This is a genomic window from Moritella dasanensis ArB 0140, from assembly GCF_000276805.1.
GTDB classification, from domain to species: domain Bacteria; phylum Pseudomonadota; class Gammaproteobacteria; order Enterobacterales; family Moritellaceae; genus Moritella; species Moritella dasanensis.
This window is the reverse complement of the sequence record NZ_AKXQ01000016.1, coordinates 44,146-62,607: the sequence shown is the minus strand read 5'-3', so window position 1 is coordinate 62,607 and position 18,462 is coordinate 44,146. Positions and strand designations below refer to the sequence as shown.

17 protein-coding genes and 2 tRNA genes are annotated in these 18,462 nt (G+C 41.6%); 16 read left to right on the top strand and 3 right to left on the bottom strand.

The window, feature by feature from the left end:
- Positions 1-9 precede the first annotated feature (9 nt).
- The 14 genes from A923_RS0114165 to A923_RS0114095 all read left to right on the top strand — a co-directional run bounded on the left by A923_RS0114165 (position 10) and on the right by A923_RS0114095 (position 11,389).
- Positions 10-843: a YbaY family lipoprotein gene (locus A923_RS0114165; RefSeq protein WP_017222336.1), complete on the top strand. Its 834-nt coding sequence runs from the start codon at positions 10-12 to the stop codon at positions 841-843.
- A gap of 93 nt (positions 844-936) precedes the next feature.
- Positions 937-1,476, top strand: a complete 540-nt coding sequence (locus tag A923_RS0114160) for a DUF3332 family protein (protein ID WP_017222335.1) — start codon at positions 937-939, stop codon at positions 1,474-1,476.
- A gap of 274 nt (positions 1,477-1,750) precedes the next feature.
- A complete protein-coding gene (gene ohr / locus A923_RS0114155; protein WP_017222334.1) occupies positions 1,751-2,170 on the top strand; it encodes an organic hydroperoxide reductase Ohr in 420 nt (139 codons plus the stop codon).
- Position 2,171: 1 nt separating this feature from the next.
- Complete coding sequence (locus A923_RS0114150) at positions 2,172-2,567, top strand: DoxX family protein (protein ID WP_017222333.1); 396 nt, start codon at positions 2,172-2,174, stop codon at positions 2,565-2,567.
- Between the two features lie 679 nt (positions 2,568-3,246).
- Positions 3,247-3,981 (top strand): nucleoside recognition domain-containing protein, encoded by a 735-nt coding sequence (locus tag A923_RS0114140; protein ID WP_017222331.1) that lies wholly within the window; start codon positions 3,247-3,249, stop codon positions 3,979-3,981.
- Positions 3,981-4,448 carry a YjiG family protein gene (locus A923_RS0114135; RefSeq protein ID WP_017222330.1) on the top strand — a complete coding sequence of 156 codons (468 nt, stop codon included), beginning with the start codon at positions 3,981-3,983 and terminating at the stop codon, positions 4,446-4,448. The genes A923_RS0114140 and A923_RS0114135 overlap by 1 nt, the downstream gene beginning before the upstream one ends.
- Before the next feature lie 10 nt (positions 4,449-4,458).
- Positions 4,459-5,604 carry a M20 family metallopeptidase gene (locus tag A923_RS0114130; RefSeq protein ID WP_017222329.1) on the top strand — a complete coding sequence of 382 codons (1,146 nt, stop codon included), beginning with the start codon at positions 4,459-4,461 and terminating at the stop codon, positions 5,602-5,604.
- Between the two features lie 126 nt (positions 5,605-5,730).
- Positions 5,731-7,518, top strand: a complete 1,788-nt coding sequence (gene frdA, locus A923_RS0114125) for a fumarate reductase (quinol) flavoprotein subunit (RefSeq protein WP_026006250.1) — start codon at positions 5,731-5,733, stop codon at positions 7,516-7,518.
- Entirely contained in the window at positions 7,518-8,273 is a 756-nt protein-coding gene (locus tag A923_RS0114120; RefSeq protein ID WP_017222327.1) for a succinate dehydrogenase/fumarate reductase iron-sulfur subunit, read from the top strand. Before frdA ends, A923_RS0114120 begins: the two co-directional genes overlap by 1 nt.
- A gap of 37 nt (positions 8,274-8,310) precedes the next feature.
- Positions 8,311-8,700, top strand: coding sequence for a fumarate reductase subunit C (locus A923_RS0114115; protein WP_017222326.1), 390 nt, complete (start codon positions 8,311-8,313; stop codon positions 8,698-8,700).
- Positions 8,701-8,709: 9 nt separating this feature from the next.
- Entirely contained in the window at positions 8,710-9,087 is a 378-nt protein-coding gene (gene frdD, locus A923_RS0114110) for a fumarate reductase subunit FrdD (RefSeq protein WP_017222325.1), read from the top strand.
- A gap of 319 nt (positions 9,088-9,406) precedes the next feature.
- Entirely contained in the window at positions 9,407-10,621 is a 1,215-nt protein-coding gene (locus tag A923_RS0114105; RefSeq protein WP_017222324.1) for an ammonium transporter, read from the top strand.
- 230 nt (positions 10,622-10,851) lie between these two features.
- Positions 10,852-10,942: transfer RNA gene (locus tag A923_RS0114100), tRNA-Ser, on the top strand.
- A gap of 356 nt (positions 10,943-11,298) precedes the next feature.
- Positions 11,299-11,389, top strand: a tRNA-Ser gene (locus tag A923_RS0114095).
- A 97-nt stretch (positions 11,390-11,486) separates the two neighbouring features.
- Here the strand turns inward: A923_RS0114095 and A923_RS0114090 are convergent.
- A complete protein-coding gene (locus A923_RS0114090; protein ID WP_017222323.1) occupies positions 11,487-12,380 on the bottom strand; it encodes an AraC family transcriptional regulator in 894 nt (297 codons plus the stop codon).
- Positions 12,381-12,592: 212 nt separating this feature from the next.
- Between A923_RS0114090 and A923_RS0114085 the strand changes: the two genes are divergently transcribed.
- Together A923_RS0114085 and A923_RS0114080 are read left to right on the top strand one after the other, a co-directional pair.
- Positions 12,593-13,747, top strand: coding sequence for an aminotransferase-like domain-containing protein (locus A923_RS0114085; RefSeq protein WP_017222322.1), 1,155 nt, complete (start codon positions 12,593-12,595; stop codon positions 13,745-13,747).
- 146 nt (positions 13,748-13,893) lie between these two features.
- Complete coding sequence (locus A923_RS0114080) at positions 13,894-15,021, top strand: conjugal transfer protein TraF (protein ID WP_017222321.1); 1,128 nt, start codon at positions 13,894-13,896, stop codon at positions 15,019-15,021.
- Between the two features lie 166 nt (positions 15,022-15,187).
- Here A923_RS0114080 and yegD read toward each other — a convergent pair whose 3' ends face one another.
- Together yegD and A923_RS0114070 are read right to left on the bottom strand one after the other, a co-directional pair.
- On the bottom strand, positions 15,188-16,540 hold the full coding sequence (gene yegD / locus A923_RS0114075; protein ID WP_017222320.1) for a molecular chaperone: 1,353 nt from the start codon (positions 16,538-16,540) through the stop codon (positions 15,188-15,190).
- 143 nt (positions 16,541-16,683) lie between these two features.
- The gene (locus tag A923_RS0114070; RefSeq protein WP_017222319.1) at positions 16,684-18,432 is read right to left on the bottom strand and encodes a formate--tetrahydrofolate ligase; all 1,749 of its coding nucleotides are present in this window, start codon (positions 18,430-18,432) and stop codon (positions 16,684-16,686) included.
- Positions 18,433-18,462: the final 30 nt, after the last annotated feature.

Sequence of the window (18,462 nt, the reverse complement as noted above, 5' to 3'; positions counted from 1 at the left end):
GCTATTTACATGCAAAAAAATAAACATCGACTAAATCGTAAAACGGCCTTAACGGCGGCTGTTATCACGGGTTTATTAATGAGTTTAGGTGGTTGTGTTGCGACAGGCGAGCAAACGACGAAGGCTGATCAAGCGGTTACTATCCAGCAACAGACGATGACTGCGAACGTGTTTTATTTACAGCGTATTGCTTTGCCGCCAGGTGCGCAGGTTAGCGTCATTTTAGAAGACGTTTCTAAAATGGATGTAGCAGCAGAGGTGGTAGCGAGACAAACCATTACTGCAGAGGGTGGCCCCCCGTATCAATTGAATTTAAGCTATAACGCTGCAGACATTAAACCGCAACATCGTTATGCCTTACGGGCGCAGATCACGCTTGATGGTCAATTATTGTTTACCAATGCAGAGCAGGTCGATGCATTTGTTAATCAGGGGCTGAACCCAACTGAAATTTTAGTGTCACAAGTAAGCTCCGCAATAAAAGATGACGGACTCGCGAGTTTAGTTGATACGCAGTGGCAATTGTCGATGTTAGGCACGCAAGCGATCACTGCGGATGTAACACAGCAACAGCCTTACCTTACATTTACCCAAGATGATAACAAAGTGATTGGTTTTGCTGGCTGTAACCGTTTTAACGGTCGTTATGATGTATTCGCGAGTAACGTTAATCTGACGCAATTGTTAACAACAAAGAAAATGTGCTTTCAACAAATGAACTTGGAAACGCAATTTTTAACTGCATTATCAGAAGCTGATAATTATAAAGTGATTGATAAAACATTAACTTTATACAGTAATGTCGGTATTGCTCTAGGGCAGTTCACGGCGCAGGAAAAGTAATAGGTACGACACTGAAATAGTTCGTATTTATTAAATTATTTTTTATTAAAGTAATATTTATTAAAATAGTATAAATAGCGAATGGAAATGAAAATGAAAATGAAAAAATTGATTTGTGCAACGGTTATAGCTGCATCGGTATCTGGGCTAACGGGTTGTATTGGTCAAATGGGTTTGACGAAATTAGCAGTGGGCGTGAACTTAAAAGCAGTTGATAATCGTTATGGTCGTGCTGGGATCTACGTGTTAGCAGCGCCTGTTTATGCGGTTACATCATTGGTTGATTTGATGGTGATTAACAGTATTGAGTTTTGGACTGGTACTAACCCTATCACCAGAAAAGGCCCTGCTGTGGCGGATACACCGGTTGAAGCATGGATGAAGGTTAACGATGATATCGACCCTTCATTACGTAGTGCACCACTGACAAATCTTCAGGTATCGGTGCAATCAACATCAATGGAAGTGCTGAGTGATGATAGCCTAGCGTTACATGTGGCTTATGTTAACGGTAGTGAGCAATCAATTATTGGTAAACGTTTAGTCAATAATGACGTTGCTTTTTATAATCAGGGTCGGTTAGTTGCAGTTGCAAATAACCAACAGCTGCTGGATCACGTAGCAAGCTTATAGTCTTCGTTTTTGTTTTATTTTTAAAGCGCCGTCATGCCTGTCATGACGGTGCTTTTTTTGTCTATGACGACCTACCATATCTGTTTATTTCTAGTTATAGCTATTCTATACATAGCTTATGCTTCATTACGGTCATCAATATTTTTACGTATGTCTATTATTATAAAAATATAAATTGCACACAATCTAGTTGTAATTATGCTTCATCAGGATTATAGTCATTGCAATTGAATTGCGCGCAATCTAACTTGAACTTATTTTAAAGGAATTAATGATGACAACACTTTATACAACTACTGCAACAGCATCAGCGGGTCGTAACGGCCAAGTCGAAACAGATGATGGTATGTTATCGTTAGCATTAAGCTATCCAAAAGAAATGGGTGGCAAGGGCGGCGCTACAAATCCTGAACAGTTATTTGCAGCTGGTTACTCGGCTTGTTTCTCGAATGCGATTTTGCATGTTGCCCGTGAAATGAAAATCAACATTACGGCTGCACCAGTCTCTGCTGAAGTGGGCATTGGTCCTAACGCGACTGGCGGTTTTGCATTAACGGTTAGCCTCGCGATTGAATTAGCTTTACCACAAGCAGATGCAGAGAAATTAGTCGCGACTGCGCATCAAGTTTGCCCTTATTCAAATGCGGTTCGCGGTAATATTGATGTACAGCTTAGCGTAAAGGGTCAAGCATAAGATGAATAAAATATTATTAACCGTTGGCCGAATCTTGTTGGCATTGTATTTTTTAATCCCTGGCATTATGAAGTTTGTATCTTGGGATATGCACATTGGCTTAATGGAAAAGCATAACATGCCATTCGTGCCGGTATTATTGGCAGCGGCGGGTGTATTCCAGATTGTGGCGGCTATCTTATTGATTGCTAATCGTTATACCGCAATTGTAGCGTTATTACTGGCAGGCTTGGTGTTGGTGATTAATGTTAACTTGCATGATTTTTGGAATTTAGCTGGCCTTGAAGGCGCGCATGAAATGCAAAACTTCATTAAAAACTTAGGTATTCTTGCAGGTTTGCTCGTGCTGTCTGGCCATTCTTGGTTAGTGACGAACACTGACATTGCTGAAAAGTAACGCCGTGATGTACTGATTCGCCGTTTGTCTCTCTATGTCAGTACAGTTACTTTTTATATAGAAAGCACTAACGCTGTAATTACAGCCTTAGTGCTTTTTTATTAGTACCTTATTATAGTTATTACACATATACCTGTCCTTACAACCTCATCAATGCTGTCCTATAAGCACTACAAGTCTATTAATATTGCAAATATTTCACCGTACAAATCTATTCACCTTATAAATCTATAGATAGCACTCTTTTTGCGTAAGCATGATGCTTACTCTGCCATTCGTTGCTTGTTTTTTGAACGTGTTAAAGACTCATCTATCAAACATAATTTATTTTTAAAATTAAATTTAGGTTCGTTTCATATTGAATTATTAGGGCGTAATCGCAATTTTACTTAATAAACCATAAGTAAAATGGATTATCGTTATCAAATCGATAAGTTACTGATAATAAACTTCAATAATCACACTTATTCGATATATAAACCTGTATATATAGGTAGATCACAAAATATTACACCTAAATCGCTCTTGGTGATTTTTAGCTGTTTTTATTGATTCAAATCAAATGTCGAAATAACAACTCGTTCAGAATACCCCTTAATGGTTACCGATTGTGTGGGCGCATGACTACACAGTTAACAGGTGAATTTTTGCCTTATTTAATAATTATCTCGGGGTGCTTATGACTAAACCAACTGCAAATGATCCTAAAGTTAAGATCGGTGGATATATTGCACTTGTTTTTGCAATCGTCTTTTTCTCTGGTCTGATGAAATCGAACGAATGGTATGGCGTATTTGATTTCACCACACTTAATGGTTCTTTCGGCAAAGTGGCCTATTCAGTTTCTGACACTGCCGAGGGTGTCGAAGTCGCAACAACTTCACTGCGTGGTAAAGGCGGTAGTGGTGCTCGTGACGGTTTCATTTTTGCGTTAACCCTCATCCCAACAGTCATGTTTGCGCTAGGTATGATTAATGTACTTGAGCATTACGGTGCCCTAAAAGCAGCACGTAAATTATTAACACCGCTATTACGCCCATTAATGGGGATCCCTGGAAACTCAGGTCTCGCGCTTATCGCCTCACTGCAAAGTACCGATGCGGGGGCTGCAATGACACGTCAGTTGAAAGATGAAAAACATTTAACCAAGCGTGAAACAGATGTCTTTACCATGTTCCAATTTACTGCTGGCGCCGCCATTGTGAATTTCTTCTCTTCAGGCGCAGTGCTATTTACCTTAACAAACCCAGACGGATCTACTGCTGTACCTTCTTCTATTGGTCTTGCGGTTATCGTGATGTTCGCATTCAAATTTGTTGGCGCAAACCTATTCCGTCTTTATTTGAATATTACTGAAGGCAAGGAAGGCAGTACGAAAGACAACGACAAGAAAATGCTTGAGGAGACAGTGTAATGAGTAACGTAACAGCAAAAAAACCTATGGTTACAGACATCTTCGTTGAAGGCGCTAAAAAAGGCTGGGTCATTGCAACGACTTCTACCGTACCTAATGTATTGATGGCCTTCGTGATAATTAAAGCATTACAGATCACGGGTGCTCTGGCCTTAATGGGTACTGTGTTTTCGCCGATAATGGCGGTCTTTGGTCTACCTGGTGAAGCGGCGGCAGTATTAATCGGTGCCTGGATGTCGATGGGCGGGGCTGTAGGTGTGGTTATCACTTTATTTGACCAAGGTATTTTGAATGGTGCTCATATTGCAATTCTAGCACCGGCTATTTATTTGATGGGCTCTCAAGTGCAGTACATGGGCCGCATTATGGGGCCTATTGGTACTGAAGGTCGTTACATTCCAGTTATGATCGCGATTTCAGTATTGAATGCATTTGGTGCGATGTTAGTCATGAATATTATCCTTTAAGAGGTATAAAATGAATTTGTCTTTAAATGATTATCTAGAAGAATTACGCCCACTTATTAATGTCGACTGCGGTACTTACACTGTTGACGGTATTGCGTTTATCGCCAATGAAATGGCAGCGAAATATGCGGCAATGAACGGTTGGTCTATTAAACAAGTTGATTGTGGTAAAGCGGGCATTGGTCTTGAAGTGCGTAATAAACCAGACGCTGAAGATATCGATGTGTTGTTGCTTGGCCATATGGATACGGTTTTCCCTGTTGGTACTGCTGCAGAACGCCCGATGACGACTGATGCGACGAAAGCATATGGTCCTGGTGTGTCTGATATGAAGTCCGGCTTACTGAATGTGGTTTACGCATTACGGCATATAGACCAATCGGTACTGGATGAGTTGTCGATTTGTGTATGTATGAATCCAGATGAAGAAACGGGTTCGCTCTATTCTGTTGACTGGATCCAAGCAACAGCCAAACAAGCTAAGCATGTCTTAGTTGCGGAAGCTGCACGTGCTGACGGTGGTTTGGTTAAAGCACGCAAAGGAATGGCGCGTTATAAAATGACCTTTAAAGGCAAAGCTGCGCATGCTGGTAATGAACCTGAGAAGGGGCGTAGTGCTATTACTGAAATGGCGAATTGGATCTTAGCAACCAACGCCATGACTAATTTTGAGTCGGGCACGACGTTAAATGTCGGTGTGGTTGCTGGTGGTGCTGGCGCAAATATTGTTCCTGATTTAGCGACTGCTATCGTCGATGTACGCTTTTGGGATAACAGTGAATACGACCATGTTGATACGGCTTTAAATGGCATGACACAAACGCCATTCGTTGACGGTGTATCGATCGAATTAACGCGTGAAGCTTACAAGCCTTCAATGGTGCCGACTGAGCAAACGCAAGCGCTGATGACACTCGTTGAGGAATCAGCACAAGAATTAGCAATTAAGATTAATTGGAAAGAAGCAGGCGGTGGCTCGGATGCCAATAACACTGCAATTCTCGGTGTGCCAACATTAGATGGTCTCGGACCAATAGGTGCTGGTTTCCATAGTGCAGATGAGTATTTGTTACTTGAATCAATTGAACCGCGTATTCAGTTATTAATGCGGGTATTGACCAAGTTAGCCGAAAATAAAAACCAAGCTAGAAACTAAAATAATAACAAAAATAACATAACGCGCGGCTTAATCATTTGGTAAAGCAGATGCCAAGTCGATGCGTTATTCGCAATTAGAATAATCTTGAAAACTCAAGGTTCATCAATTTTGATGTGGGTGAAAATGCATAAATTTAAAATAATTAAAACAGATGTTGCCATTATTGGCGCTGGTGGTTCTGGTTTACGCGCTGCGATAGAAATAGCGGAAAATAATCCCGAGCTTGATATTGCGCTTATTTCTAAAGTCTATCCAATGCGTAGTCATACTGTTGCGGCTGAAGGTGGCGCGGCTGGTGTAGCGCAAGATCATGACTCTTTAGACAATCACTTTAACGATACCGTATCGGGCGGCGATTGGCTTTGCGACCAAGATGTAGTGGAATACTTTGTCGAGAATGCAGCGAAACAGCTTACTCAATTAGAACATTGGGGTTGTCCGTGGAGCCGTAAACCTGACGGTTCGATAAACGTGCGCGCATTTGGCGGCATGAAAATCGAACGTACGTGGTTTGCAGCAGATAAAAGTGGTTTCCATATTCTCCATACCCTGTTTCAGACGTCTGTTCAGCACCCTAAAATCACCCGCTACGATGAGCATTTTTGCTTAGATCTGATTGTTGAAGATGGCAAGATCCAAGGTGTCGTGATCCTTGATATCGCTGAAGGTGAAATCAAACTGATCCAAGCTAAATCGGTGATCATGGCAACCGGTGGTGCTGGGCGTGTATATAGCTACAATACTAACGGCGGCATTGTAACGGGTGATGGTATGTCACTGGCTTATCGTCATGGTATTGCATTACGTGATATGGAATTTGTGCAATACCATCCAACCGGTTTACCTGGTAGCGGTATTCTAATGACTGAAGGTTGCCGTGGTGAAGGCGGTATTTTAGTTAATAAAGATGGTTATCGTTACCTGCAAGATTATGGTTTAGGACCTGAAGTACCGGTTGGTCAAACCAAGAATAAATACATGGAGCTGGGCCCACGCGACAAGCTGAGCCAATGTTTCTGGCAAGAGCAACAAAAAGGCCGTGTTGTTGAAGGCGAACGTGGTGATTATGTTTATCTCGATCTACGTCATTTAGGCGAAGAAAAAATCAATGAACGCCTGCCGTTTATTCGTGAACTAGCAAAAGCGTATGTTGGTGTTGACCCAGTGCATGAACCAATTCCTGTTCGTCCTACTGTGCATTACACCATGGGCGGTATTGCTACTAATGCGAAAACAGCGACCTCACTGGCTGGTTTATATGCCATTGGTGAATGTGCATCTGTTGGTTTACATGGTGCTAACCGCTTAGGCTCTAACTCATTGACTGAGTTGGCTGTGTTTGGTCAGTTAGCAGGGCAAGAAGCGGCTAAATATGCCAAAAATAATCAACATCAAGATATTGCTCCACTGAAAGTACAGGCTGAAGCAGTGATTAAACGCATGAACGCCCTGTTACACAGTGACGGTTCTGAAAAATCTGCAGATATCCGTCAAGAGATGGGCGATTGCATGGAAGAGGGTGTTGGTATTTACCGTACTGCAGAATCGATGCAAAAGACCATTGATAAATTAGCTGAGCTAAAACAGCGTTATAAAAACGTCAAGGTCGAAGATAAGTCGAGTGTGTTCAATACTGATTTCTTATATACCATTGAACTGGGTTATTTACTTGATACAGCTGAAGCAATGGCGCACAGTGCGATATTACGCCAAGAATCACGTGGTTCACATCAACGTATTGATGGCTTTGAAGCGCGTGATGATGACAAGTTCTTGAAACATTCAATGGCCTATTATCAAGCTGATAAAGCTCCTAAAATCGATTATAGCGAAGTGAAGATCACCAAGAGCCAACCTGCAGTCCGTGCCTATGGTGCTGCTGGTGAAAAATTAGCGCAGGAGGCAAAATAATGACTCAGCCAAGTATGAAAATTGATATTCAGCGTTACCGTCCAGAGATGGATGAAAAACCGTTTATGCAAACGTTTGAAGTGCCTTACAAAGCCGATATGTCAGTGTTAGAAGCGCTGCAATATATTAAAGATCATCTTGATAGCACCATTAGTTTCCGCTGGTCTTGTCGTATGGCGATTTGCGGCAGTTGTGGTTTGATGGTTGATGGTGTGCCGAAACTGGGTTGCAAAGCGTTCTTACGTGATTATTATCCTCAAACGCTTACTTTAAAACCATTGGCTAACTTTCCGATTGAACGTGACTTAGTCGCCGTGATGGATGACTTCATTAAGAAGTTGGAAGAGATAAAGCCTTATATTATCCCTGCAAAAACCGCATCAAACGAAAAGAAATGCTTATCTGACGGTGCTTATAAACAAACGCCAGAGCAAATGGAGAAATATAAAAAATACTCCATGTGTATCAACTGTGGCCTATGTTATTCAGCGTGTCCGCAGTACGCATTAGACAAGAAATTTACTGGTCCAGCTGCACTTGCATTGCTTGCGCGTTATAACCGTGACAGCCGTGATGCTGGTAAAGCAGAACGGATGAAAATTGTTAATCAAGAAGAAGGTGTTTGGGGTTGTACGTTTGTTGGTTACTGTTCAGTGGTTTGTCCAAAAGGGGTTGATCCTGCAGGTGCCATTCAACTGTTGAAAGTTGAGAGCAGTAAAGACTATCTAATTGGCATGTTTAAACCTGAGCAGTAATTTGTATATGTCGAACAGTACATAGAGAGGAATGACAATGAGCAAACGTAAACCTTATATACAAGAGCTACCGACTGACTGGTGGATGAAACAACTTTTTTATACTAAATACATGATCCGCGAAGGCAGTAGTGTATTCATTACGATTTATAGCTTAATACTGGCGTGGGGGGTATTGCGATTAAGCCAAGGTGAAGCCGCTTTTAATGCCTGGATGACGTCATTACAAAGCCCTGTTGCGATTATTGTGCATGTTATTGCATTAGCGCTGGCGTTGTATCATACAATAACCTGGTTTTCTTTAGCGCCTAAAGCCGTTGATTTATGGATTAAAGGCAAAGCGCTTGACGACAAGTTCATTGTCTCGGGACATTACGCGGCCTTTATCGCTGCGACTGTTTTTTGTCTATTCGTTATCATGCTGTAAGGAGCTAATATGTCTGAGATGAACAAGAAAACCTACGTACGATCGCATGAACCGATATTTTGGGGATTGTTTGGTGCTGGTGGCATGTTAACTGCGTTTTTAACGCCAGTGATGATTTTAATTACTGGACTGTTAATTCCGTTAGGGATCATAGATCAAGGTAACTTTAACTATCAAACCCTGCATGGTTTTGCGACCACTTGGTATGGCGCCGGTATTATATTGGTGTTAATTGCGCTGCCGTTATGGCACACCTTGCACCGTATCTTCCATGCTTTACATGATCTCGGTGTTAAGCGTGGCCGAGATTTACAGCAAGTACTGAGTTATGGCTTTGCATTTGCGGTGACAGTGTTTGTATTTACCTTGTTGCTACAAATGAGTTAAGCGCTCGCTGTCAATAGCATGTTTTATGAAAAGGCGTCCTTTATCGGGCGCCTTTTTTTATATCTTTCTTTTTATATCCCTCTTTATACAGCCATTTTTATAGCTCTTTTTATATAGTTAGCCTCAATTACTTATATCGTTCAGTAGATAGCTCTGCTATAGACATCACAGTTACTTGATGTATTATCAATGTAAATGAAGTGTATGTTTAATGTTTTTACTTTAATTTTATTTTTGCTAAATGAAGTAAAGTGAAGAGTTTACAGGGATGAGATATCAGCGTACTGGATGATGTTGATACTAAAAGAGGGATCAAAAATTGGAAAACGTTAATAGTGCAGTAGAGACGTTAGTGCAAAGCTCTAACACCATGTTCATTTTGCTGGGTGCAATCATGGTTTTGGCCATGCACGCAGGTTTTGCCTTTTTGGAAGTGGGGACGGTTCGTCATAAGAACCAAGTAAATGCCTTGGTGAAGATCATGACAGATTTTGCCATGTCGACATTGGCTTACTTTTTTGTCGGTTATCAAATAGCTTATGGCATGGACTTTTTTGCCAGTGCCAATGAGTTAACGCAGAATAGTGGTTATGAATTAGTTAAATTCTTCTTCTTACTTACCTTTGCAGCGGCAATTCCGGCTATTATTTCCGGTGGTGTGGCCGAGCGTGCTAAGTTTTATCCGATGTTAACTGCTTCAGTACTGATTGTCGGTTTTGTGTATCCTTTCTTTGAAGGCATGATTTGGAATGGTAATTATGATTTTCAAGCTTGGTTAGGTACTACGTTTGGCGCTGAATTTCATGATTTTGCTGGTTCAGTGGTCGTGCATAGTGTGGGTGGTTGGATAGCATTTGCTGCCATCATGGTGCTGGGTTCACGTAAGGGGCGTTACCGTGATGGTCGTGTGATTGCGTTTGCACCTTCGAATATTCCTTTCTTAGCATTAGGTTCTTGGATCTTAACGGTCGGTTGGTTTGGCTTTAATGTTATGTCAGCGCAAACGTTAGATGGCATCTCCGGTTTAGTGGCGGTGAATAGTTTAATGGCGATGGTCGGCGGTACGCTGGTTGCTATGGTGGTCGGTAATAAAGATCCCGGCTTTATTCATAATGGTCCTTTAGCGGGTTTAGTCGCGGTCTGTGCTGGCTCTGATATCATGCATCCGATTGGTGCATTGGTTGTTGGTGGTGTTGCGGGTGGTTTGTTTGTTGCTGTCTTTACCTTGGTGCAGAATAAGTTTCCTAAGTTTGATGATGTACTCGGTGTTTGGCCATTACATGGACTCTGTGGTGCTTGGGGCGGTATTGCTGCTGGTATATTTGGTAGTGAAGCCTTTGGCGGCCTTGGTGGCGTGAGTATTATGGCGCAGATCGTCGGTACTATTGCGGGCATGGTCATTGCACTTGTCGGTGGTTTCTTAGTTTATGGCTTGATCGATAAAGTAGTCGGTATTCGTCTTGATGAAGAATCTGAATACCACGGCGCTGATATTTCAATCCATAAAATTGGTGCGACATCGACGGATAAATAGCAACGTCCTATCTATAAATAGATAATAACGCTCTATAAATACGTTATGGATATAAACTGTAGCACAGGGACTTAGAATAGTGAAATCGCCTATACCGAACTAAATAGAGACTATTTGTCTGTAAGTTGAGCATCGTTATTTGGGGTTTTAATTATTTTTAGCTATTTTCAGCTTATTCGGTGTCGTGTATTTACATGATACTGAAGTTCCTCTATTATTCATTTCGCTGCGGAGGGGTGGCAGAGTGGCCGAATGCACTGGTCTTGAAAACCAGCAGGGGTTAATAGCTCCTCGAGAGTTCAAATCTCTCCTCCTCCGCCATTATTTAGAGAAGCCGGAACTTATTCATTTCAGTTCCGGCTTTTTGCTATCTACGACTTCAGTTATCCTCAAACCGTTATCTTCAAACAGTTATTCTTGGCAAATAACGTATGTTCACAAATAAATAGTCAATTCAAAAAATTGTTTTCTCCAATAAAGCACCGTATTAAATTAATACGATAAAGCAGACATTAATACTCCATATTCAGTCATGATGATTATAGGCAGTATTATGAAAGTGAAGGTGTATTTATATACAATCGGTTGGATATTTAACTGACTGATATGAATTTGTGATTTATTCTATGAGCTATGTTTACAAGCTAAGGCGTTTACCCTATTATTCGTCTCGCTGCGGAGGGGTGGCAGAGTGGCCGAATGCACTGGTCTTGAAAACCAGCAGGGGTTAATAGCTCCTCGAGAGTTCAAATCTCTCCTCCTCCGCCATTATTTAGAGAAGCCGGAACTTATTCATTTAAGTTCCGGCTTTTTGCTATCTAGCGTTTCATTCCTATTCTCAAAATAGTTGTCCTAAAACGTCCCACTAAAAGAAAGTCGATACCGGTAAACAAAACTGTAATTCGAACTGCTCGTCATCGTCTAAAAAATGGTTCTTCTGGTAATGCACATAGGCTGGCGTTGATTGCATCTTAAAGCCTGATGACGGCAACCACTGCTCAATGATCTTGCTTAAATAAGGCAGTAATTCACCATACTTACCGGTGAGTTTAAACACGGCATGTAAGCCACCGGGGATCACCATGCTATTCACAGTGCCTCGACGTAATAAGGGTTTGTCTATTGCTAAGCAAGCGACATAACGACACTGTTCTAAACCGACAAACGCAGGGTTAGAGTGGTGTAGTCCAAATTGTTGCTGATAACTCCTACCTTCCACATTCGCCCACGCCATGAGTGTTTGCCAAGCAAGGCGAATCGAACGGTCATATCCTTGATGGCGCACATAAGCCACATGCCTTTCTGGTAATTCAATGAGTTGCACGCGGGGTAATACTCGATTTTGAATGCGTGAATAAGCCGCTGCAATTTCCGGTTCGCGTAAATAGGGCGGTGTGCTGGTGGCTAAATCTTTACGACGCCATTCACCCGGCGACATGGCAAAGGTGGCTTTAAATGCACGGCTAAAAGAAGATACCGAGGCAAAGCCTGATTTAGTCGCGACAGTGACCACTGAACTGCGAGTATCAAACATCAATTGGTTCGCGGCAAACTCTAATCGGCTACGGCGGATGTATTGATGTACTGACTCACCAACGACATTTTTAAATACCCGATGGAAGTGCTGTTCAGAATAAGCTGCTATCTCTGCGAGTTGTTTTGCGGGTAATTCAGCGCTGATATCACTATGAATAAAATTGAGTACATCGTTGATACGCGATGTTTGCTGATTTGAAGATGTGTTCAAAAGCATTGTCATAGGTTAGTGCTCTTATAAAAGCATAAATGGACACCTATAAGCGCATAAATGGACATGCTATGTCAATTTTTTATCCGTAGTATTGATGAATGATGTATTTAACTCATGCTTTTTTTATTAGCTTAAACAGGTAAGTTAACTAATAAACTATAAAGTAGCAGTTCAATTAGATATTAAAACCAATAAAACAAAAATAACCAGAGAGATAAACTATGCAGTTAGCGAAATCATTACAGGCAATTAAACCATCTTACATCAGAGAAATTTTGAGTGTCGCTAACTCGGCAGATGTCATTTCATTAGCGGGTGGGTTACCGGATGGTGATCACTTTCCATTAGCGCTAATGGAGCAGAGTATTCAGCAATTGACTGCGCGCTCAGAGTTATTTCAATACGGCAGCACGGCTGGTTACGGACCTTTATTAGCTTATTTCCGTGAATGTTATCAATTATCTGACCAGCAAGATGCGCTAGTGTGTACAGGCTCACAGCAAGGACTGGATTTAATTGCCCGTGCATTTTTAGACGCTGGCGATAAAGTCGTGATGGAAGCGCCGAGCTACTTAGGAGCCCTGCAGGTATTTGGACTCGCACAAGCGAGTATTGAAAGTATTCAGCAGCGTGAAGATGGCCCTGATTTACAAGAGTTAGAGCAATGCTTTGCTAATAAAACCATTAAGATGTTTTATGCGGTACCTGATTTTCATAATCCAACCGGTGTATGTTGGTCGCTTGAAGTACGTAAAAAAGTCGCGCAATTGTGTCAGCAATATAATGTTGCACTGATTGAAGATGCCCCTTACCGTGAATTACGTTTTTCAGGTTCTGAGCTACCTTTGGTATCGAGTTTCTGTCCTGAACATGCGATTGTACTACGTTCATATTCTAAGATCGCAACACCGGGTATTCGCTTAGGCCTCGCGAGTGGTCCTAAAGCCTGGATATCGGCATTAGAACGTGTAAAACAAGGTGCGGATTTACATTCAAGTCAGCCAATGCAAGCAGTACTATTGGATCTATTACAACATGAAAACTTTCCGAAACACTTAGATGGACTACGTCAGTTATATCGTCAACGTTATCAGCATCTAGCGGATTTATTAACCGTACAATTACCTGCTAATTGTCAGTTTGAATCAGTTGAAGGTGGCATGTTTATTTGGTTGTCGCTACCAGTTGGTTGCAATGTTGATCGATTAGCTAAAGACATGCTTGAAGTCGGTGTTGCGGTTGTGCCGAGTTCGGTATTTTATCAATCTGCAGAGGGAAAAAAACCTGCGTTTAGATTAAACTTTACCAATGCATGTGAGTCTGATTTAGCATTGGCTGTTAGCCGATTGGCCCAAGTTTTGGCAACAGTGGAATAATGAAAGAGTGATCTTGGTTCTATAGTATTAATTATTTTTTGATATTCTTATAAAAGCTTGAACTAAAGTATGTAAAGAAGTGTCATCATTTCGCTTGCCCGATTATAATATTCCTAATCTTAATTATTTAGGTAATGGTTATTCGTATGATGAAAAATGGAATTTCACTCGGCCTTGTACTGGCATTTACATCTTTAGCATCATCAGCAGCAAATTATGCGCCTGATGGTCGTTCAAATGCAATGGGTAATATAGGTGTAGCTACAGCTGACTATTTAGTCGCTCCGCTTTATAACCCTGCATTACTTGCTGTGTTTCATGAGTCTGATGATATCGGTATTTTATTACCAGCCATTGGCGTTAATGCCAAGGACGCGGATAGTTCATTAGAAACGATCACCGATTTACAAGATACAATTGAAGATTATGAAAATAGTGGTTCGAATTCAGCTGATTTAGAGCGTGATATCAATAACTATCTAGACGATTTGGATGGCAATGCCCCTGTGAATGTGACTGCGGGTGTTGCGTTCGCAATTGCTATTCCAAGTAATAATGTATCAGTTAGCATATACGGTCGTGGTTATGTTGAAGCTATTTCTAGCATTGATGTAGACGGTTCGACAAATACACAAGTACGTTATGAAAACTCAACCGTAGAAGTAACAGGCTTTGGTTACACTGAGTTCGGTGTTGCATTAGCAAAGCAATATACAATATACGGTGAGTCGTTTGCATTTGGTGTAACGCCAAAATATCAAATTTTACAAACGTATTCTGATACTACTAACGTCGAAGATTTTGATCTTGAATTAGAAGATGCAGATTCAGAAGTCACTGCGTTTAACGTCGATTTAGGTGCTGTATGGATGAAAAATAATTTCCGCACGGCATTAGCAGTCAAAGATATATTGGCACAAGAAATTAAATCAGAATCAGGTCGCACTTACGAGATGAACCCTCAAGCAACACTTGGTTTAGCGTATGCTGTGGAATATTTCACGTTCGGTGTTGATGTCGATTTAACGGAACAAACACGTTACGTGGAATTAGAAGACAATACCCAGTTCGCACGTGTTGGTGTTGAATTTAATGCATGGCATTGGGCACAATTACGCGCAGGCTATGAGCATGATATCCAAGGTACGATGGAAGATTCATTAACTGCCGGTATTGGTATTAGCCCATTTGGCACGTTAAATCTTGATGTTGCAGGTTCTTACGGCAGTGACAATCAAGTTGGTGCATCTGCGAGTTTAAGCTTTACGTTCTAAATCCTATTTAGTTTAACGTAAGTAAAAAAGGGCTGTCTTATATAGGATTTTCTTATATATAGTGCAGCCCTTTTTGTTGTCTACAGAATATTTTATGTAGCTTCTTATGCAGCACCTAATGTAATGTTTGATTACTCATCACCGAAGTGCTTATTCATACCACTCATTAAGCAAAAAGCTTCTCAGCCCAACGCGTTAAACCTTTCGTTACACTACCAAAGTGATCACCAATAATAATTTCACAGTTTGGATAATGCTGTTGAATATATTGGAAAATGATTGGCGACTTCGCAGTACCACCGGTCACAAAGATAACATCGGGTGTTGTTTGAGCCAGTGTGATCGTTTCATCCATCAGTGCTTTAATTTTGGTTAACTGTGGTGCATTGGCAATTTCTAGTGCTTGGCGCGCTAACGGTAACGTTAGACCATTTTCAACAAAGCTTAAATCTGCGATTGTGCTGTTTTCTTGTGACAATTGCTTTTTCATCTGCTCTGCAAGATTCACCACTTGGTAAGTTTGCTTTTGTTTTTGCACTTTGAGTAAACGGGCTATTAACTGTTTTTGTTCGGCGTTTTTATATAAATCGTTTAAGCCAATAAGACTGCGTTGGCTATAAAATTCAGTCTGGCTGCCGATGTCATTAATCGCGACAGCATCCCAGAATGGTTTTACTGGCATAGGTAAGCCGCTGATGAGGTCTGAGCCCAGACCAAATAATGGCATTAATGATTTTTGTGCAAAATGAATGTCAAAATCGTTACCGCCAATACGTTCACCGGAATAACCTAAAACATGTTGGAAACGATCACTAAGACCGTAGTTTTCAGGGCCCATCTTGAGTAATGAGCAATCGGTCGTACCACCACCGATGTCAACCACTAGCACGGTTTTTTCTTTCGTGAGACTTTGTTCATAATCAAAACCAGCTGCAAGCGGTTCATACAGAAACTCAATATCTTTAAAGCCAGCGCGTTGAGCTGCCGTCGTCAACAGTGATAACGCTTGTTGGTTACTTTCTTCGCCTCTGATGCCTTGGAAGTTAACCGGCTTACCCATCACAACTTGGGTTATTTGTTTATCTAACTGTGCTTCTGCTTTATTTTTAATATTGCAGATCATCGCCGTGACGACATCTTCCATCAGTGCGAGTTGAGCTGGGCTTAAACTGGTTGCCCCTAAGAATGATTTTGGCGACTTGATGTAGTAGCCATCTTCGGGATCTTCTAAATAGGTATCAAGCGCTTCTTGGCCAAAGAACAGTTGGTCTTCATACCCTTCATGGATTAAATTGCGGCCAGCTTGAATTGGTCCACGACGTAATTGTAGGTAATTTGGTTTTGCTACTGAATCAGGTAAGTGACGTGCGACCCAGTTCGGGATCATATTACGATGCGAAGCATACAATGTTGATGCGAGATATGAACTGTTCTGGCCAAGAGAAACAAGTTCAGGATTAGCATTGTTAACATACCCAACGGCACAGTTAGAAGTACCGTAGTCAAAACCGACAAACATAATTTAATTCCAATAAAATCACACAGCCGCGCATTGTACACTGCTGTGATGAGTGAAACCAGATTGAAATTAACGCCTGTTTATGTTTTGTTATAACTTAGTCGCTTATCCCAGGTTATTGAAGCAGGGATAAGCAGTTTGCTTTAATCTAATCCAATGATATTGCCAGCGTCATCAATATCGATATTACGATAATTGGGTTTGATATTGAGCCCAGGCATTGTCATCACTTTACCAACAAGCGCGGTAATAAAACCTGCGCCAGCATTCAACCTTAGCTCTGTAACGGGCAGTTCGAAATTATCTGGCACACCTTTAATGCTTGGATCATGGCTAATAGACATAGGCGTCTTAGCAATACACAGTGGTAAATGCGAGAAGCCAAGAGTTTCGAACCGCTGCATTTGCGCAGTTGCTTGGGTTGTTAGTTTAACGCTGTTAGCACCATAGCCACTTTCAGCCAATGTCAGTAGTTTACTGATAATACTGGTATTTACATCATAGAGAAATTTGAAGTCACTGGCTTGCTCTGTCGCCGCTGCCACTGTCTTGGCGAGTTGTTCTGCCCCTCTGGCACCTTGGGAAAATGACTGACTGATTTCACAACCAAACGCTGCTGTTTTAGCTACTGCTTGTTGTAACCAATCTAGCTCTGCTTGTGTGTCAGTAGGGAAGTGATTAATAGCGACAACAACAGGTACACCATATTTAGCGACATTATTGATGTGCCAATTTAAGTTGGCAAACCCGGCTTGTAGTCTGGGCATATCAGGTTCGTTAATATCAGTATCACTCTTGCTATCATTCTCTATATCGAGAGTGATAGCACTATTCGCCTTAAGTGCTTTTAGCGTCACGACGAGCACTGCGGCATCCGGTTTTTTACCTGATTCTCTGACTTTAATATTACAGAATTTCTCAAAACCCATATCTGAGCCAAAGCCTGCTTCGGTGACGACAAAATCAGCTAGCTTAAGCGCGATATTATCCGCGATGATAGAAGAGTTACCATGGGCGATATTAGCAAATGGACCCGCATGAATAAGACAAGGTTGACCATTCAGGGTTTGCATTAACGTTGGTTTGATTGCTTCGACCATAATGGCGGTCATAGCACCCGCTACACTAAGGTCTTCAGCGGTAATCGGATTACCTGAAGTATCGAGCGCAAGAACTAAGCGACCAATTCGTTTGCGCATGTCGGTTAAATTATGACTTAACGCTAAGATCGCCATTAACTCTGATGCCGCGGTAATATCAAAGCCAGAATCATGTACTGGTCCATTAATAGGGCCATTAACAATAGAAAGACCAACGGTAATATGACGTAAACTCCGTTCGTTGTGATCGATTACCCGACGCCAAAGGATCTGTTGCGGGTCAATATTAAGGGCTGCTTGGTCAGATTGATGGGTAAATTCTACGGCACCTAATCGAGTCTCATGAAACAAGCGTGCATCAAGCGCCGCAGCAGCGAGATTATGGGCACTGCTCACAGCATGAATATCACCGGTTAGGTGCAAGTTCATTTCTTGCATTGGAATCACTTGCGCGTAACCACCGCCTGCAGCGCCACCTTTGACACCAAAAACCGGGCCCATGCTTGGTTGACGAATACAAGCACACGACTTTTTGCCAATATGAGCAAGTCCTTGTGTTAAGCCAATCGTCGTGACTGTTTTACCTTCACCGTGAGGGGTCGGGGTAACCGCTGTGACTATGATTAATTTACCGTCTTTTGTTGTTGTTAAGCGCTTAAGTAAGGCAAGGTCTACTTTGGCTTTGGCGTGACCAAACGATATTAATTCATCGTTAAGGATCCCCAGTTTATTCGCTATTTCAGAGATAGATTGAGGACTTGCTTGGTTTGAAATTTCAATATCTGTGAGCATTATATATTCCTAACAAATTATTTTACGGCG

What these genes read in the sequence shown, in the direction of transcription:
- A923_RS0114080 (WP_017222321.1), top strand. Translation starts at nt 13,894, where the DNA reads ATGATGAAAAATGGAATTTCACTCGGCCTTGTACTGGCATTTACATCT.
- A923_RS0114130 (WP_017222329.1), top strand. Translation starts at nt 4,459, where the DNA reads ATGAATTTGTCTTTAAATGATTATCTAGAAGAATTACGCCCACTTATT.
- A923_RS0114085 (WP_017222322.1), top strand. Translation starts at nt 12,593, where the DNA reads ATGCAGTTAGCGAAATCATTACAGGCAATTAAACCATCTTACATCAGA.
- A923_RS0114150 (WP_017222333.1), top strand. Translation starts at nt 2,172, where the DNA reads ATGAATAAAATATTATTAACCGTTGGCCGAATCTTGTTGGCATTGTAT.
- frdA (WP_026006250.1), top strand. Translation starts at nt 5,731, where the DNA reads ATGCATAAATTTAAAATAATTAAAACAGATGTTGCCATTATTGGCGCT.
- A923_RS0114165 (WP_017222336.1), top strand. Translation starts at nt 10, where the DNA reads ATGCAAAAAAATAAACATCGACTAAATCGTAAAACGGCCTTAACGGCG.
- A923_RS0114115 (WP_017222326.1), top strand. Translation starts at nt 8,311, where the DNA reads ATGAGCAAACGTAAACCTTATATACAAGAGCTACCGACTGACTGGTGG.
- A923_RS0114135 (WP_017222330.1), top strand. Translation starts at nt 3,981, where the DNA reads ATGAGTAACGTAACAGCAAAAAAACCTATGGTTACAGACATCTTCGTT.
- A923_RS0114090 (WP_017222323.1), bottom strand. Translation starts at nt 12,380, where the DNA reads ATGACAATGCTTTTGAACACATCTTCAAATCAGCAAACATCGCGTATC.
- A923_RS0114140 (WP_017222331.1), top strand. Translation starts at nt 3,247, where the DNA reads ATGACTAAACCAACTGCAAATGATCCTAAAGTTAAGATCGGTGGATAT.
- A923_RS0114120 (WP_017222327.1), top strand. Translation starts at nt 7,518, where the DNA reads ATGACTCAGCCAAGTATGAAAATTGATATTCAGCGTTACCGTCCAGAG.
- yegD (WP_017222320.1), bottom strand. Translation starts at nt 16,540, where the DNA reads ATGTTTGTCGGTTTTGACTACGGTACTTCTAACTGTGCCGTTGGGTAT.
- ohr (WP_017222334.1), top strand. Translation starts at nt 1,751, where the DNA reads ATGACAACACTTTATACAACTACTGCAACAGCATCAGCGGGTCGTAAC.
- frdD (WP_017222325.1), top strand. Translation starts at nt 8,710, where the DNA reads ATGTCTGAGATGAACAAGAAAACCTACGTACGATCGCATGAACCGATA.
- A923_RS0114070 (WP_017222319.1), bottom strand. Translation starts at nt 18,432, where the DNA reads ATGCTCACAGATATTGAAATTTCAAACCAAGCAAGTCCTCAATCTATC.
- A923_RS0114160 (WP_017222335.1), top strand. Translation starts at nt 937, where the DNA reads ATGAAAATGAAAAAATTGATTTGTGCAACGGTTATAGCTGCATCGGTA.